The organism is Corynebacterium auris (assembly GCF_030408575.1).
GTDB lineage: Bacteria > Actinomycetota > Actinomycetes > Mycobacteriales > Mycobacteriaceae > Corynebacterium > Corynebacterium auris.
The window spans coordinates 304,588-320,488 of record NZ_CP047047.1 but is presented as its reverse complement, the minus strand read 5'-3'; the positions used below and the strand labels follow the sequence as shown (position 1 = coordinate 320,488).

Annotated in this window: 17 protein-coding genes; 4 read left to right on the top strand and 13 right to left on the bottom strand. The window is 70.3% G+C overall.

Going from position 1 to position 15,901, the window contains the following annotated elements:
- Positions 1 to 61: 61 nt before the first annotated feature.
- Entirely contained in the window at positions 62 to 979 is a 918-nt protein-coding gene (locus tag CAURIS_RS01600; protein WP_290342486.1) for a 1,4-dihydroxy-2-naphthoate polyprenyltransferase, read from the top strand.
- 31 nt (positions 980 to 1,010) lie between these two features.
- On the opposite strand, the gene CAURIS_RS01595 is transcribed toward CAURIS_RS01600, so the two are convergent.
- The gene (locus CAURIS_RS01595; protein ID WP_290342485.1) at positions 1,011 to 1,337 is read right to left on the bottom strand and encodes a DUF4229 domain-containing protein; all 327 of its coding nucleotides are present in this window, start codon (positions 1,335 to 1,337) and stop codon (positions 1,011 to 1,013) included.
- 54 nt (positions 1,338 to 1,391) lie between these two features.
- Here CAURIS_RS01595 and CAURIS_RS01590 point away from each other — a divergent pair, with 54 nt between their 5' ends.
- The gene (locus CAURIS_RS01590) at positions 1,392 to 1,682 is read left to right on the top strand and encodes a hypothetical protein (RefSeq protein ID WP_290342484.1); all 291 of its coding nucleotides are present in this window, start codon (positions 1,392 to 1,394) and stop codon (positions 1,680 to 1,682) included.
- Here the strand turns inward: CAURIS_RS01590 and CAURIS_RS01585 are convergent.
- From CAURIS_RS01585 to hemL, 8 genes are all read right to left on the bottom strand, one after another.
- Positions 1,679 to 1,924 (bottom strand): helix-turn-helix domain-containing protein, encoded by a 246-nt coding sequence (locus tag CAURIS_RS01585; protein ID WP_290342483.1) that lies wholly within the window; start codon positions 1,922 to 1,924, stop codon positions 1,679 to 1,681. The two genes, CAURIS_RS01590 and CAURIS_RS01585, sit on opposite strands and share 4 nt — an antisense overlap.
- A gap of 88 nt (positions 1,925 to 2,012) precedes the next feature.
- On the bottom strand, positions 2,013 to 3,011 hold the full coding sequence (galE, locus tag CAURIS_RS01580; RefSeq protein ID WP_290342482.1) for a UDP-glucose 4-epimerase GalE: 999 nt from the start codon (positions 3,009 to 3,011) through the stop codon (positions 2,013 to 2,015).
- Complete coding sequence (ccsB, locus tag CAURIS_RS01575) at positions 3,012 to 4,031, bottom strand: c-type cytochrome biogenesis protein CcsB (RefSeq protein ID WP_290342481.1); 1,020 nt, start codon at positions 4,029 to 4,031, stop codon at positions 3,012 to 3,014.
- A gap of 57 nt (positions 4,032 to 4,088) precedes the next feature.
- Positions 4,089 to 5,729 carry a cytochrome c biogenesis protein ResB gene (locus tag CAURIS_RS01570; protein WP_290342480.1) on the bottom strand — a complete coding sequence of 547 codons (1,641 nt, stop codon included), beginning with the start codon at positions 5,727 to 5,729 and terminating at the stop codon, positions 4,089 to 4,091.
- 19 nt (positions 5,730 to 5,748) lie between these two features.
- Positions 5,749 to 6,531, bottom strand: coding sequence for a cytochrome c biogenesis CcdA family protein (locus CAURIS_RS01565; protein WP_290342479.1), 783 nt, complete (start codon positions 6,529 to 6,531; stop codon positions 5,749 to 5,751).
- Entirely contained in the window at positions 6,532 to 7,107 is a 576-nt protein-coding gene (locus CAURIS_RS01560) for a TlpA disulfide reductase family protein (RefSeq protein ID WP_290342478.1), read from the bottom strand. It abuts the gene before it with no gap.
- On the bottom strand, positions 7,108 to 7,710 hold the full coding sequence (locus CAURIS_RS01555; protein WP_290343278.1) for a histidine phosphatase family protein: 603 nt from the start codon (positions 7,708 to 7,710) through the stop codon (positions 7,108 to 7,110).
- A 2-nt stretch (positions 7,711 to 7,712) separates the two neighbouring features.
- Entirely contained in the window at positions 7,713 to 9,029 is a 1,317-nt protein-coding gene (gene hemL / locus CAURIS_RS01550) for a glutamate-1-semialdehyde 2,1-aminomutase (protein ID WP_290342477.1), read from the bottom strand.
- 162 nt (positions 9,030 to 9,191) lie between these two features.
- Between hemL and galT the strand changes: the two genes are divergently transcribed.
- Positions 9,192 to 10,226 carry a galactose-1-phosphate uridylyltransferase gene (gene galT / locus CAURIS_RS01545; RefSeq protein WP_290343277.1) on the top strand — a complete coding sequence of 345 codons (1,035 nt, stop codon included), beginning with the start codon at positions 9,192 to 9,194 and terminating at the stop codon, positions 10,224 to 10,226.
- Entirely contained in the window at positions 10,223 to 11,437 is a 1,215-nt protein-coding gene (galK, locus tag CAURIS_RS01540; protein WP_290342476.1) for a galactokinase, read from the top strand. The genes galT and galK overlap by 4 nt, the downstream gene beginning before the upstream one ends.
- 16 nt (positions 11,438 to 11,453) lie before the next feature.
- Here galK and CAURIS_RS01535 read toward each other — a convergent pair whose 3' ends face one another.
- The 4 genes from CAURIS_RS01535 to hemE all read right to left on the bottom strand — a co-directional run bounded on the left by CAURIS_RS01535 (position 11,454) and on the right by hemE (position 15,881).
- On the bottom strand, positions 11,454 to 12,560 hold the full coding sequence (locus tag CAURIS_RS01535; RefSeq protein ID WP_290342475.1) for an HNH endonuclease signature motif containing protein: 1,107 nt from the start codon (positions 12,558 to 12,560) through the stop codon (positions 11,454 to 11,456).
- Between the two features lie 122 nt (positions 12,561 to 12,682).
- Positions 12,683 to 13,447: a DedA family protein gene (locus CAURIS_RS01530; protein WP_290342474.1), complete on the bottom strand. Its 765-nt coding sequence runs from the start codon at positions 13,445 to 13,447 to the stop codon at positions 12,683 to 12,685.
- Positions 13,448 to 13,453: 6 nt separating this feature from the next.
- Positions 13,454 to 14,830 carry a protoporphyrinogen oxidase gene (locus tag CAURIS_RS01525; protein ID WP_290342473.1) on the bottom strand — a complete coding sequence of 459 codons (1,377 nt, stop codon included), beginning with the start codon at positions 14,828 to 14,830 and terminating at the stop codon, positions 13,454 to 13,456.
- A gap of 1 nt (position 14,831) precedes the next feature.
- Entirely contained in the window at positions 14,832 to 15,881 is a 1,050-nt protein-coding gene (gene hemE, locus CAURIS_RS01520; protein WP_290342472.1) for a uroporphyrinogen decarboxylase, read from the bottom strand.
- Positions 15,882 to 15,901 lie beyond the last annotated feature (20 nt).

The following is a 15,901-nucleotide window of genomic DNA, read 5'->3' as shown; positions in this document are numbered from 1 at the left end:
CTAGCTGGGCTCCCGCCCCCCGAGGCGGGAGGGCAGAGCCACGGGCGGCATGATGGGACGCATGACCGACGCTTTGACCGCCTCCCCCCGCGACTGGTGGGAGGCCGCCCGCCCACACACCTGGCCCAACGCCTTCGCCCCCGTCATCGCCGGGACGGGCGCCGCGGCCTTCGCGGGCGGCGCCCACATCGGGCGCGGCGTGCTCGCGCTCGCCGTCGCGTGGGCGCTCATCGTCGGCGTGAACTACGCCAACGACTACTCCGACGGCGTGCGCGGCACGGACGACGAACGCACCGGACCCACCCGGCTCACCGCCTCCCGCCTCGCCCGGCCCGAGCAGGTCAAGGCCGCGGCACTCGGCGCCTTCGGCGTCGCGGCGGTGTTCGGGGTGATTTTAAGCTACGAGGCGGGGGCGCTGTGGCTCGTCGCCGTCGGCGCCGCCTGCATCGCCGCCGCCTGGTTCTACACCGGGGGCACGAAGCCCTACGGCTACTCCGGTTTCGGGGAGGCCGCCGTGTTCGTCTTCTTCGGCCTCGTCGCCGTGCTGGGCACCGAGTACACCCAGTCCGGCAGCGTCAGCGGAGTCGGCGCACTGTGCGCCGTCGCGGTCGGCGCGATTTCCGCCTCGGTGAACCTGGCGAACAACATCCGCGACATCCCCACCGACGCTGCCGCGGGCAAGCGCACCCTCGCCGTCCGGCTCGGCAACGCCCGCGCGCGGCGCCTGTTTACCGTGCTCACGCTCGTTCCCTTCGCCGCATCGGTGCTGCTGGCCTTCGGTTTTTTGCCCGCGCTGTTCGGGTTTGCGGCGCTACCCCTGGCGGTCGCGTCGATCCTGCGGGTGCAGCGCGGCGCCGAGGGCGCGGCTCTCATTCCGGTGCTCGGGCTCAACGGCAGGGCGATGCTCATCTGGGCGCTGATTACCGCGCTCGCCCTGGCGTGGGGCTCGCTGGCGATGGGGGCCGCAATCCAGTTCTAGCTGTACGTCCCCGTGACGTTGTGAACGCGGTTTAGCGGTCGGCGAGCTCCCCCCGGATCCACTCCTTGCGGGCCTTGCGCTGCTGCTGCCAGTGCGCGATGGCGTAGTTCGCCTCGAGGCGCTGCCGGGTGAAAATCAGCATCGACAGCGGGAAGGCCACGATGAGGGCGAGCAGGGCCGACATGATGAGTGGAACGGGAGCGCCAATGAGCAGCGCCACGGCCTGGATGACCACGGTGAGCGCAAGGAAAAGCCCCAGCCTGCACAGGCCGTAGACGGCGGCAGCTTTGTTCGCGCGCGAGCGCGCCGCCGGGTCGGGTTGGGGGGTTGTCTCGGCTGGTCCAGTTGGCTCCTTCACAGTCCCTCACCCTACCCACTACTTACCGGCCGACCTAACCAGTATCTTTGGGGTATGGGAAGAATTCTGCTGGTCCTTTTGGTCATCTTAGCCATCTATCTGTTGTGGCGCGCCTTCGGACCGGGCAGCCGCGAGCGCTACGGCTCGCTGCGGCGCGGGGCCAACCAGGCCCCGCCCGCCATTAAAGGCCCGGACGATGATGAGGAGTTTCTCTGGAACATCGAGAAGAACCGCTTCCAGGAGCGCCGCGCCCGGGAGGAGGCCGAACGCCGCAGGCAGGAGGAGGAAAAGCGCCGCAGGCGGCACGAGGAGGGGCCTGACGACGGGGGACAGCCCGCCGCCTAAGGTTGTTCGAACTTCATCCGCAAGCCCAGCGCCGCGGCCACGGCGGCGACCTTTTCCCAGCGCACCCCGGCCCCGCCGTGCTCGATGGTGTGCAGCGTGGAGCGGGAGATACCGGCAGCGTCGGCCACTTCCTGCTGCAACCTACCGGCCGCGCGCCGCGCGCTGGCGATGTGCTCGCCCAGGGCGATGAGCTCGGGTACTTCGCTGGCGGGTTTGCCGGCCTTATTGCGGGGTCCGGACATCTCGCCTCACCTGCCTTTCTCGGGCGCGTGGGTCGCGCCCGGTGGAGTCGGCTTATCCTAACCCGCGCGCGGGCCGCGCGGAGGCTTTTCAGCTGCCCCGCAACTCTTCTTCTGCCCGTAGCACCTCCGGCAGCCGCCCCGACCACTCGAGCGAGTGGCGCACGCCGTCGGCGACGCTGAGCTCGGGCGCCCAGCCGAGCAGCGCGGCGGCCTTGTCGATGCGCGCCGCAGCCCCCACGGCGTCACCCTCGCGGCGCGGTGCGCGGCCGACCTTAAGCGCGGTGCCGGTGGCCTCCCCCACCGCCGCGGCGAGCTCGAAGACGGTGGTCCCGGTGCCGGTACCCAGGTTGATCACCTCGTAGGCGCCCAGGTCGGCCTGCAGCGCCAGAACGTGGGCGCGCGCGAGGTCCCAGACGTGGATGTAGTCGCGCAGGCCCGAGCCGTCGCGGGTGGGCCAGTCGGTGCCCGTGACGTAGAACGTCTCCCCGGCGGCGTGGGCAGACAGCATCTTGCCCAGCGCGTGGCTGGGGGCGGGGTTCTGCAGGCCCGTGCGCATCCGCGGGTCGGCGCCGATCGGGTTGAAGTAGCGCAGCGTGGTGGCCGTAATGCGCCCGGTGGCGGCGGTGTCCGCCAAGACGCGCTCGAGCATCCACTTCGACACCGCGTAGGGGCTGCCCGGGTTCAGCGCGCTGCTCTCGCTGACCATGAAGTCCGGGTCCGGCTCGTACATGGCGGCCGTGGAGCTGAACAGCACCTTGGTCACGCCGCGGGCGGACAGCGCCTCGACGAGGGCGATGGCTTTGCCCACGTTGGTGCCGTAGTAGGTGAGCGGCTGCGCGACGGATTCCGGCACCACGATCTTGGCGGCGCAGTGGATCAGCGCGTCGATGTCCGGGTGCTCGGCAACGATGCGGTCAAGGAGGGCCTCGTCGGCGATGTCGCCCTCGTAGTGGGCGTAGCGGGAGGCGAAAACACGCAGGCCCGTGGAGTAGTCATCCAGGATGACGGGGGTGATGCCCGCGCCCTCGCAGCAGGAGGCGATGGTGGACCCGATGTAGCCGGCGCCGCCGGCGATGAGGACCTTCATCTAGTTCAGCCCCGCGTAGGAGTGCAGGCCGGCGATGACGGTGTTGACGTACGTCATGTTGAAAATCGTCACGGCGAGGGCGAACACGTTGATCCAGGCGGCCTTGGTGTTCTTCCAGCCCGCCGTGGCGCGCGCGTGGAGGTAGGCGGCGTAGAGCACCCAGGTGATCAGCGAGACCGTCTCCTTCGCGTCCCAGCCCCACGGGCGGCTCCACGCCACCTCGGCCCAGATCGCGCCGAAGAGGATGCCGATGCCGAACAGCGGCAGCGTGATAATCGCCGTCTTGTAGGCCAGCTGATCCAGCGTCTTCGCCGCGGGCAGCGGCTTGGCCAGCGTGCCGAAGAAGCCCTTCTCCTCGCCGCGGGGCTGCCACATGCGGAACAGGTACAGCGCGGAGAAGATGCCGGAGACAATGCCGATGGAGGCTCCGATGGACACCGAGGAGACGTGCACCGGCAGCCAGTAGGACTGCAACGCCGGCACCACGGGGGCAGCCTGGATGTGGAAGACGGTGGAGTTGAGGTACATCGCCACCACCATCGGGGCGAGCAGCCACGGGTACACCGAGTGCCACTTCTTGCGCTGGACCACGATCGCCGCGGCGAGCATGATCACCGCCGTCATCACCAGGATGTACTCGTAGAGGTTGCCCAGCGGGAAGCGGCGCGCGCCGAGGCCGCGGGTGATCACGGCGACGATGTGCAGCAGGACGCCGAGCCAGATCAGCGCCTGCGTCATGCCCGCCCACTTGCGCGCGCCGCGCACGCGCTTGTCGTACTCCTCTCGGTCGAAGTCTGCGCCGTCGACTGGGGCGTCGACAAGCGTGGAACCCCCACCGGCGCCGACGGCGACCTTCTTCTCGGCGCGCTTCTTCGCTGCCTCGTGGGCGCGGCGCATGTCGATGACCCCGAACATGCGCCCGTAGTAGATGCACGACATGAGCAACGCGATGATGTAGATGACGAACGCCGTCCGGAACGTCAGGTCGGACATGTCAGCCATGGTGGAGTTGACGAGCATGGGCCTAAACCTACCGCACCTGGCGGCATTATCCAAGGTCACCGGCCGGTTTAGGTGCTAGCCGAGGTCGTCTACCTCCCATTCGGGGTCAATCTCTTCCTCCTCGCGCGGGGCCCTGCCGAGCAGGCGGTCGGCGAACTCCTCGAACTCGGCGCCCCACCCCGCGCGGTCGGTGCGGGCCAGCCCGGCGACCTCCACCGCGGTGCCCTCGCCCGCGGGGCTCAGGCGCACCCAGATGCGGCGGCGCTTGATGGTCAGGGAGCCGATCAGCGCGCCCAGCATGAGCACCGTGGTGGCCAGCAGCCAGATCTGGGTGGTGTCGCGCGCGACCTGGTAGTTCGCGAACTCCGCGGCGCCGTCGAAGCGCACCGTCACGCCGCCGTCGAGGGTGGCCTCCTCCCCGTAGCTGAGGTTCAGCCGGTCCACCTTGCTCAGCTGCCCGGAGGCGACGAGGGACTGATCGAGCACGAAGATGTTCTGCGGGCGGCCCGTGTCCAGCCCGGCGTCGCCGACGTAGACGTCCACGGCCATCGCCGGGTCCGTCATCGCGGGGAAGCTCGATTGCAGCATGTCGCCGTTGGGGCCGGTCCACTGCGCCGTCGGGGAGAACACGCCCTCGATGGCGATCTGGTTCTGGCGGCGCTCGACAAGGTCGGGGAACATGCCGGCGGGCGGGTCGAAGCGCATCACGCCGGAGGAGAGGAAGTTCTGCATGTCGGTCGGGCGGAACTGCAGTAGCTGCGTGCGCGTCTCGCCGTTCGGCCAGGTCACGGTGATCTGCGGGGCGAAGCCATGGCCTTGCAGGTAGAGGCGGTCGCCCTTGATGCGCAGCGGGTGGTTGACCTGGAGGGTCGTCTCCTCCCACGCGGCGCGGTCGGCGGTGACGTCGCCCGTGTAGGCGATGTCGGAGGAGAAGCCGACGGCCTGGCCGGTGTTGAGGTAGTCGGCGTTGAAGTTGAGCGCCTCGAAGCAGAAGGGGGTGAGCCCTGTGCCGTCGAAAAGCGGCCCGGCGCGGAAGGAGTCGAAGTTGGACGGGGAGGTGTTGCAGAACTCGCGGGACTGCTCGACGGGCACGGCGTACGGCGACTCGGAGTTGGTAACCACGATGACCTGGCCCTCGTAGTAGCTCAGCCGGCCCGCCGCGAACGTGATGATCATGCCCACCAGCCCCACGTGGAACAGCAGGTTCATCAGCTCCCGCGTGTAGCCCTTCTCCGCGGCCAGGGAGAAGCGGCCCGCGCGGTCGCGTTCCGGGGAGTAGGAGGCCACGTGCCAGCCCTTCAGCGCCTCGCGCGCCTGCTTCTCGACGTCCTCGAGGCGCGCCTCGACCTCCCCCTGCGCGTGCAGCGGCATGCGGTGCAGGAACTTCGGCGCGCGCGTTGGCGCCGCCCGGTAGGCGCGCCAGTGGTCGATCGAGCGCGGGATGATGCAGCCGACGAGGGAGATCATGAGCAGCACGACGATGGCGACGAACCACGTGGAGCCGAAGACGTCGAAAAGCTGGAGCCTGTCGTAGATCGGGCCCGTGGTGGGGTTGGCCTCGAGGAAGTCCTCGACCAGCGCGGGGCTCACGCGGCGCTGCGGCAGAAGAGCGCCCGGGATGCACGCGATGGCGAGGAGGAACAGCAGCACCAACGCCGTGCGCATGCTGGTCAGCCAGTGCCACGCGCTGCGCAGCCACGTCGTTAGCGTCCTCATGACGAGCTCCTTAGGTGTTCTAGATCAGCGTCGCGCCGAAGCCGACGGTGAGCTGGCGCGCCCACCCGATGAAGACGTTCCAGATGCCGGTGACCAGAAGCAGCCCCACGACAATCATGGCGACACCGCCGATGAGCTGGATCGTCCGCGAGTGGCGGCGCAAAAAGTCGATTCCCGCCGCCGCCCGCGCCGAGCCGAGGGCGACAAGCACGAACGGCAGACCGAGGCCGAGGCAGTAGGCGATGACCAGGAGCACCCCCCGCGCGGCGGTGGAGCCCTCCGAGCCGACAGCGACCGAGATGATCGCCGCGAGAGTGGGGCCCAAGCACGGCGTCCACCCCAGGGCGAAGACCCCGCCGAGCAGCGGCGCGCCCGCCCACGTGGTCCACTGCTTCGGCTGCATGCGCGTGTCCTTCTGCAGGGCGGGCACCCAGCCGAGGAAGACCACCCCCATGAGGATGGTCACCACCCCGCCGGCCCGCATGAGAGTGTCCGCGCCCAGGGTGATCAGGCTGATCGCCCCGAACACCGAGACCGTAGCCAGCAGGAACACCACGGTGAAGCCGAGGACGAACAGCCCGGACACGGCGACGACGGCCCACTGCCGCTTCCGGCCCACCCGCGGGCCGCTTTCGCCCAACTCGAGCTCGCCGCCGACGATGCCGGTCAAGTACGACATGTAGCCGGGCACCAGCGGGATCACACACGGGGAGGCGAAGGAGACCAGGCCGGCCAGGGCGGCGGCGAGCACGCCGAGGACGAGCGGGCCGGAGAGCACCGCGGCGGAAAAGGCCTCCCCCATCTACGCGGCCCCCTCCTCGTCGAGGCGCCGCGCGACCTCCAGGATGTCCTCGGCGGTGACCTCGCGGAGGAACACCGCCGCCGGGCGGTGCTGCGCGTCGAGCACGATCGTCGTCGGGATGACGGAGCTGGGCACCCCGCCGAGGCTGGCGGCCGTCTTGAAAGGCGGGTCGTAGATTGAGGGGTAGGTCACCGCGTTGTCGGCGACGAAGTCGCGGGCGATCTCGGGGTTGTAGTCGCGCACGTTGATGCCCAGCACGGTGCCGATCCCCTCCTGCTGCATCGTTTCGTGCGCCCTCTCGAGGTCGTCGACCTCCGCGCGGCACGGCGCGCACCACTGGCCCCAGGCGTTGAGCACCACGACCTGGTCGTCGAAGTCCGACAGGGCGATCTCGCTGCCCGGCTCGGTCAGGGATTCGCCGCTGACGTCGCCCACCGGCCTGCGCTCGGCCTCGTCGTAGAAAATCTCCACCTGCCCACCGGGCGAGTGGAAGGCGAACGTCTCGCCCCCGCCGTCCGAGCTGCAGCCGGTGAGCAGGACAACGCACGCCACGGGGGCGGCGAATTTCTTCAGCATTTAGATGTCCTTCGCGGGTCGGTTGTACGACCAGTCAACAACATCGTCGCCCACGAACTCAAGCGAGGTGACGCTGGCCAGCTCGCACTCGCGGCTCACGTGGGCCAGGCGCTTGCCCTGCACGAAGCGCTGCACCATGACGATGGGCAGCTGGTGGCTCACCAGCACCGCCTCGTGGCCGACGGCCCGCGCCCGGGCGTCGCGCACCGCGCCCATCATGCGCTCCAGGATGTCCTCGTAGGCCTCGCCCCAGCTCGGGCGCGTCGGGTTGGTCATGAGCCGCCAGCGCACCGGGTTCCACAGCTGCGAGCGCCACCCCTTCGTGCGCAACCCCTCGAAGCGGTTGCCGGCCTCGAGGATGTCCTCGCGCGTATCGACGTCCACCCCGGTCACCCGGGCAATCGGCTGCGCCGTCTCCTGCGCCCGCTCGAGCGGGCTGGCGGCGAGGTAGGTCACGTCGCGGCCCGCGAAGAAACGGGCCGTGACCTCCGCCATCGACTGTCCCCGGGAGGACAGGTGGTAGCCGGGCATGCGCCCGTAGAGGATCTTGGTGGGGTTGAACACCTCGCCGTGGCGCACGAGGTGGACCGTCGTCCGTGTCACGGTCACGCGCTGGCCTCCTGCGCTCCGGCCGCGGCGAGCGCCGCGGGCGCGAGCGCCTTCTCGATGCGCTCGAAGTCGTCGTCGGAAAGCGCCGTGGAGACGAACCACGTTTCGAAGGCGCTCGGCGGGGCGAAGACGCCGTTATCCAAAAGCGCGTGGAAGAAGGGGGCGTAGCGGAAGGTGTCGGCGGCCTTCATGTCGGCGAAGTTGCGGCCCTCGCCCTCCGCGAAGCGCACGGAGAGCATCGTCGCGGCGCGCTGGATGTGGTGCGCCACGCCCCGCGCGCTCAAAGCCTGGCTGATCAGGCCCGCGAGCCGGTCGGCGTTGGCCGCGAGCACCGGGTAGATGTCCTCGCTGGCCAGGCTCAACGAGGCCTTGCCCGCCGCCATGGCCACCGGGTTGCCGGAGAGCGTTCCGGCCTGGTAGACGGGGCCCGTCGGGGCGAGCTTCTCCATGATCTCGCGGCGCCCGCCGAACGCCGCCGCCGGGAGCCCGCCCGAGATGACCTTCCCGAAGGTGGTCAGATCGCCCGCGACGTGGTCCACCCCGAACCAGCCCGCGTAGGAGGTGCGGAAGCCCGTCATCACCTCGTCGAGGATGAGCAGCGCACCGTTGGCGTGAGCGACGTCCTTGAGCTTCCGGTTGAAATCGTCCTGTGGGGCGACGGTGCCCATGTTTCCGGCGGCGGCCTCGGCGATGACGCAGGCGATCTGGCCTTCGTTGTCCGCGAAGGCCTTTTCGACGGCCTCGATGTCGTTGTAGGGCACCACGATCGTGTCCGCCGCCTGCGCGCCGGTCACCCCCGGCGAGTCCGGCAGCGCGAAGGTGGCCACCCCCGAGCCCGCCGCGGCGAGCAGCGCATCGACATGGCCGTGGTAGCAGCCCTCGAACTTGATCACCTTCGGCCGGCCCGTGTAGCCGCGCGCCAGGCGCACCGCGCTCATCGTCGCCTCGGTGCCCGAGTTGACCATGCGCACCTGCTCGACGGAGGTGCGCTCCACGATCAGCTCCGCGAGCTCCACCTCCGCCTCGGTGGGGGCGCCGAACGACAACCCGTTGACCAGGGCTTTCTGAACAGCCTCCGCGATTTCGGGGCGCGCGTTGCCGTGGATCATCGGCCCCCAGGAGTTCACGAGGTCGACGTAGGCGTTGCCGTCGACGTCGTACAGCGTGCTGCCCGCGGCCCTGTCGATGAAGCGGGTCTGGCCCCCGACCGAGCCGAAGGCGCGCACCGGAGAGTTCACCCCGCCCGGGATCAGCTGCTGTGCGCGGGCGAAGAGCTCGGCGGAACGTGCTGTGCGAGAGGACGTTTCAATCATGGGGCAAGTCTATCCGTCGCCCGCGCCCGGCCCAACGCGCCCAGCACGGGCGATACCCTTAAGGGTGGGCACCGCCACCTTGACCCACACCACTGGAAGCAGCTGACTGACGTGAACGACCTCAAGATCACCCGCACCACACTGTCCGACGGGCGCGAGCTGATGTACTTCGACGAACCCGGCACCGCCGACCGCACCGCCACCGACGAGCGCGGCCTGCCCCGGGTTCACACCGAGTCCTCCATGCGCCGGGACCCCCTCACCGGCGAATGGGCCGTCTACGCGGCGCACCGCCAAAACCGCACCTTCCTCCCGCCGGCCAACGAGGACCCCCTCGCCCCCACCCGGCCCGGCCAGAAACCGAGCGAAATCCCGGAGGGGGACTACCAGGTGGTGGTGTTTGAGAACCGTTTTCCGTCGTTAAGCATGGCCTCGCGCGGCGCCTCCCTTGACGGGCTCGTCGAGGCCGCGCCCGCGACCGCCCGCTGCGAAGTCGTCTGCTTCACGCCCGACGCCAGCGGCTCCTTCGCGGACCTCACGCTCGCCCGCAAGCGCATGCTTATCGACGTCTGGGCCCACCGCACCGCCGAGCTGTCCGCCCTCGACACGGTCAAGGCCGTCTTCCCCTTCGAAAACCGCGGCGAAGAGATCGGTGTGACCCTGCACCACCCGCACGGACAGATCTACTCCTACCCCTTCGTCCCGCCGCGCATGGCGACCATCGCCGCGCGGGCGCGGGCCCACGCCGCAACGGGGACCAGCCTGTTCGACGCCATCCTCGCCGAGGAGCTGCGCTGCGGCGAACGCGTCATCGAGGCCACGGACCACTTCGTCGTCTTCACCCCGGCCGCCGCGAAGTGGCCGCTCGAGGCGATGGTGATGCCGCGGCGCCACGTCCCCTCCTTCGTCGAGCTCACCGGCGCGGAGCGCGACGACCTGGCCGGGGTCCTCGACCGGTTGTACCGGGCCGTCGACCGGTTCTTCGAGGGCATTACGCGCACCCCCTACATCGCCGCCTGGAACCAGGCACCCGTCGGTAACCCCGAGGACGGCCGTCTCCACCTCCAGCTGTTCTCCCTCATGCGCTCGCCCGGGCGCATGAAGTACCTCGCCGGCAGCGAATCCGGCATGGGCGTGTGGATCAGCGACACCACGCCCGAAACCATCGCCGCCACGCTCAAGGGGGCCTACACGTGATCGCCCGCACAACGCGCAGCCCGGAGCAGCTGGCCACCGACGCCCGCGCGCTTTTCGCCGTCCACTTCGGCTCCCACGCCGCCGAGGGAGTGTGGCTGGCCCCCGGCCGCGTCAACCTCATCGGCGACCACGTCGACTACGCCCACGGCCTCTGCCTGCCCTTCGCCACCTCGATGGCCACCGCCGTCGCCGCGCGCCGCCGAAGCGACGGCCTGGTGCGCATGGCTTCCCTCGCCCCGGGCGGGGACCTCCTCGCCGCTTCCCTCTCCCTCTCCGATCTCGTCCCCGCACCCGCCCGCGGCTGCCTGCCGGACTGGCGCGGCTACATCGCGGGCACGCTCCGCGCACTTCTCGACGGCACGGGCACGGGCGCTGCGGCGAAGGGCATGGACCTCGCCGTCGTCTCCGACGTGCCCCTCGGGTCCGGGCTGTCCAGCTCGGCGGCGCTCGAGTGCGCGGTGGGGGTGGCCGGGCGGGAGCTATGGGGCCTTAACGCCAGCGCCGACGACCTCATCGCTGCCGCGATGCGCGCGGAGAACCACTACGTGGGCGCGAACACCGGCGGTCTGGACCAGAACGCGGTCGTGCGCGGGCGCGCCGGCCACGCTCTGGCGCTCGACTTTTTGACCAGCACCCACGAGCAGGTGCCCTGCGATTTCCGCGGCCACACACTCCTTGTCGCCGACAGCCACGTCGAGCACTCCCACGCCACCGGGGGTTACGGCTCCCGCCGCGGGCTCATCGACGAGCTTGCGTCCTCCCTCGCCTGCACCTTCCGCGAAGCCGACGTCGTCCAGCGCACGGTCGCGTGGGCCGCCGGGCGCGCGGGCGCCGACCCAGAGGTGGTGCGCCGCCGCGTCCGGCACGTGCACTCCGAGACCGCTCGCACCGCGGCCGCCATCGCGGCACTCAAGGCCGGCGACATCGCCCGCCTCGGCGAGCTCATGAACGCCAGCCACGCCTCGCTGCGCGACGACTACGAGGTCGTCCCGGACGAGCTCGACACCGCCTGCCGGGCCGCCCGCGCGGCGGGCGCTGTCGGCGCCCGGATCACGGGCGGCGGCTTCGGCGGTTCCACCATCGCGCTGTGCCCGGACGCGGACGCCGACTCTGTGGCCACCGCCATCGAGGCCGCCACCGCCGCCAAGGGCTACCCCGTGCCAACGATCTACGCCACGGCACCGCAGGACGGGGCCCGGCGCGTCTGGTAACCGCGGGCGGCGGAGCCTACGGGCGCGGGACCGGAGCGGGTGGGTCCGGGGGATCCCCAAACAGCATCTGCATGGCAGAATGCGCGGTGGTGTTCGCCACCGCGTAACCGCGCGGCGAGATCCACGTTGGCCGCCCGGCCACGTTTTCGATGCGCCCCCACCGGCGTCGGGCGGGGTCGTCGTCGTTGACGCTGTTGTGGAACGAGCACAGCGGCGCAAGGTTTTCCACGTTCGTTGTACCGCCCTTGCTCCACGCGGTGATGTGGTGCATGTCGCAGGACTCCGCGGGCCTATGGCACGCGACCCAGGAGCACTCGGGCTGCGCCATTTTCAGAAGATCGCGCTGGTGGGCGTTCGCGTGGCGGTGCGCCCGGAACAACGCCAGTGGCCCCTCCGCCGGGTGGAACGCCGCGACTTCGAGCTCCTCACCGAAATCGTGCTTCAGGAGCTCAGCGAGGCTCACGCTGGTGCCGTCGGTGGCGATGAGGCGGATGTCGCTGCCGGTGACGCCGCGCCGGACTGAGTAAAGGGCGCTGACCGGCACCGCGACGATGGGCCGGTAGGCACCTTCGGGGGCGCCGCCTCCGCCGCGCACGAGCGTGGTGAACGCGTCGAGCATCTGTTTCGCTGCGGGCCGGGCACGGTCGATGCGGCTGCGCAGCGCGTAATCGAGGCCCGCGACGAAGCGTTCCGGTGCGGTGATGCGGATTTCGCGCATGCCCTCGCGCGAGGTGGGCGCGCACCACAACCCCGCGGGGCGCGGGGGGCGCTGCCTCGCGGGCACGATACTTTTTGCGTGACGCCGCAGCGTTTCGCACCTGCCGCTCAGGTTGAGAAGGCGGCGGCGTAGTTTCCACCGCTGATCCGCCGCGTCGATGTGGCGGATAAGGCGCTCGATGAGAACGAGTTTGGCCAGGGAGGCGCGCCGTTTCCGCGCCTGCTCCCGCGCGCTGCGCTGCTGCTTGCGGTAGCGCGTCGGACCGAAGTAGGCCGCGTGGACGGTTTTCCACGCCCGCACCGTGGCCGCGTCTACGCCCGCATCAAGCGCAACGTGGGCGTCGAAGTGCTCTAGTACGTCGACGCCGCCCCTGGCGCGGCCGAGGAATTCGGTGAAGGAGTCCATGCCCGCGACGCTAGGACAGGCGGTTGCCCTGCACAACGCACCCCTTCCGAATCTGTGGATAACGCTGGCGGTATCCACAGATTGAGGCGCAGCGGGCCCGTCCCCGCGCCGGTTCAGGTACCCTAGTTGTCCGCCGGCAGCGTCCGCGCCGTGCGGGACTTGCCGCGAAACACCCCCACGAGCACGAGTACGAGCAGGCCGATAGCGACCCAGTTGGCCACCTTGGCGTACTGCTCGAGGACGAACACGACGGGCTCGCCGATGACCCAGCCGAGTCCGAAGTAGAGGAACGACCACACCGTTTTCGCGACGAAGTTCAGCAGCATAAATTTCTTCACGCTCATCCCGGTGGCGCCGCACATGACGAAGACGACGAATGCGATCGGCAGCGGAATCGGCACGTACGCCAGGAAGATGCCGACCCAGCCGACGCGGTGGAACCAGCCCTCCACCCGCTCGATGTTGCGCGCCATCCGCGTGGAGTTCTGGGCCTGCACGTCAAGCAGGCCGCGGCCCCACAGCTTGCCCGCCCACCAGTAGACCCAGTCGAACTTGATGGCCACGAGCGAGCCAATGAGCAGGAAGGCGAGCCAGTACGGCGCCTCGCCCACGGATGCAAGGGCGCCTGTCGACGCCGCGCCGATGCGCGAGCCGGTCAGCGCCAGCATGACCGGCGGGTCGAGCCCGAGCAGCCACGCCCGCAGGGGGATCATCGCCAGGCCGAACAGCCCGAGGAAGCCGAACCAGCCGAGGCACCAGTAGTCCGCCTTGGTCGGTTTGGTGTTCCACGGCAGCCCGGGCTCTTCCCACCACTCGGGTGCCTCGGACTCGGGGCGCTCCTGGCTGGCGACGGCCTCGCGGGGGTGGTTGCTCTCTTCTTCCGGCATGCTCACTTAACCTACCCCACCGTATGCGGCGCGGCGCGCGTGCGCGATGACCGCGGGCACGCCGACGCCGCCGACCCACGCCCCGGTCACGGCTATGCCCGGCACCTTATCGAGCTCCTTCTCGACGGCGGCGACGGTGGCCAGGTGGTGCTCGTCGTAGCGTGGTAGGCCCCCGAGCCAGCGCTGGACATAGATCTCCTCCGGGCCGGCGGCGCGGCCGTCGAAGCCGGTGATCTCCTCTAGGTCGTCGAGCGCCCAGTCCACGAGGTCGTCCTCGCTGGCGCGCACGGCGAGGGTGTCGCCGAAGCGGCCGAAGCTGGCGCGCACCAGCGCGCCGCCGCGCTCGGCGAGGTGCGGCCACTTGCGCGAGGAGAACGTGAACGCCTTGGCGCGCACGTCGTCCGCACCGGTGGCGACGAGCACGCCCGAGTTGTCGGGCAGGCCCTCGTCGGTGGCGAAGCGCATGCCCACCACCACGGAATCGGCGAGCTTCACCGGTTTCAGCGCCTCGGCCGCCGCGGGGGCCACCTTCTTCAGCAGCAGCGCGGCCGTGGGCGCGGGCACGGCGAGGATGACGCGCTCGTAGACGGTGTCGTTGCCCCCCGCCAACCGGAAGCCCCCGGAGGCGCGTTCCACCCCGGAGATGAAGGCGTCGACGTAGATGTTCGCCCCGGATTTTTCCGCCAGCGCTTCGTAGGCTTCCTGGTAGCCCTCGCGGAAGGCGGCGAACACCGGCCCCTGGCCCGTGGGCAGCTCCGCGCGGGCGTGCTCGAGGTTGCGCACCGCAGTGGACAGGTGCACCGGCCCGGCGGCGGCAAGGCGGTCGAGCTCCGCGGCGAGTTGCGGCACGGTGGCGCGCAGCCCGAGGTCGTCGGCGGTGCAGGAGTAGACGCCGCCGAGCAGTGCGGAGACGACATTATCCACCAGGTCGCCGCCGTAGCGCTCGCGCACGAGGGCGCCGACGTTCGTGTCGCCGCCGGGCTGCCAGGTGAAGCCGGGACGCTGGCTTTCGGCGTCGATACGCGCTGCGGTCTCGGAAGAAACGAGGTGGGCGACCCCCTCCGAGGAGGAGGGGATGCCCATGACCCCGCCACGCGGCAAGGCGCGGGTGGTGCCGTCGACGTAGACGAGCGAGCCGAGGCCCGAGGGCTCGACGAGCGAGCCGGACAGGCCGAGCTCGGTGAAGAACTCGACGGCGTCGCGGCGGCGCGCGAGGAAGGCCTCGGCGCCCATGTCGGTCGGCCCCGCCTCGAAGGCGACGGTATGGAGCTTGCCGCCGATGCGCTCGGTGGCCTCGTAGACGTCGACGGTGTGGCCGGCGCCGCGCAGCTCGTAGGCCGCGGTCAGCCCCGCCAGGCCGGCGCCGATGATTGCGATGTGCACGCTACCCCTCCTCGTGGATGATGCGAACGGCCTCGGTGATGGCGTCGGGGTCCGTCTCCGGCATGACGCCGTGCCCGAGGTTGAAGATGTGGCCGGTGGCGGTTCCCGCGGCGATCGCGGCGGCCGCCTCGGCCTTGATCCGCGCTACCTCCGAGCGCACGACGCCGGTGCCGGCGAACAGCAGCGCCGGGTCGAGGTTGCCCTGCAGCACGCGCGGGCCGACGAAACGGGCGGCGGCGGCGTCGAGGGGCACGCGCCAGTCCACGCCCATGACCTCGGAGCCGGCCTCGCTCATCGCGCCCAGCAGCTCGCCGGTGGCCACGCCGAAGTGGATGCGCGGGATCTCGCCCGCCACCGACTCGAGGATCTCGGTGGAATACGGCAGGACGTGCTCGCGGTAGTCGGCCTCGGTGAGAAAGCCCGCCCACGAGTCGAACAGCTGCATCGCGTCGATACCGGCCTCGACCTGCGTGCGCAGAAAGGCGACGATGGTGGGCACGAGCCGGCGCATGAGCCGGTGCCACGTGTCCGGGTCGGCGTGCATCATCGCCTTCGTCTTCTCGTGGTTCTTGCTCGGCCCGCCCTCGACGAGGTAGCTGGCCAGCGTGAACGGCGCGCCGACGAAGCCGATGAGTGCCTGGGTGCCGGTCAGCTCGCCGAGGATCATCCCGATGCCCCGCGCGACCTCGTCGACCTCGTGCTCGAGCACGGGCAGCTTATCGACGTCCCCAGCGCCGCGAATCGGCTGCGCCACCACGGGGCCCCGGCCGGGCACGATCTCGACCTCCACCCCGGCCGCCTTGAGCGGCACCACGATGTCGGAGAACAGGATCGCGGCGTCGACGTCGTGGCGGCGCACCGGCTGCAGCGTGATCTCCGCCAAGAGCTCCGGCATGAAGCAGGAGTCGAGCATGGCTATGCCCTCGCGCACCCGCCGGTACTCCGGCAGGGAGCGCCCGGCCTGGCGCATGAACCACACGGGGGTGCGCGAGGGGGTGCGGCCGCGGGCTGCCTCGATAAGGGGGGCGTTCGTCAACGCTCTTCTTGTCATAGTGTCCCAGCCTACCGACG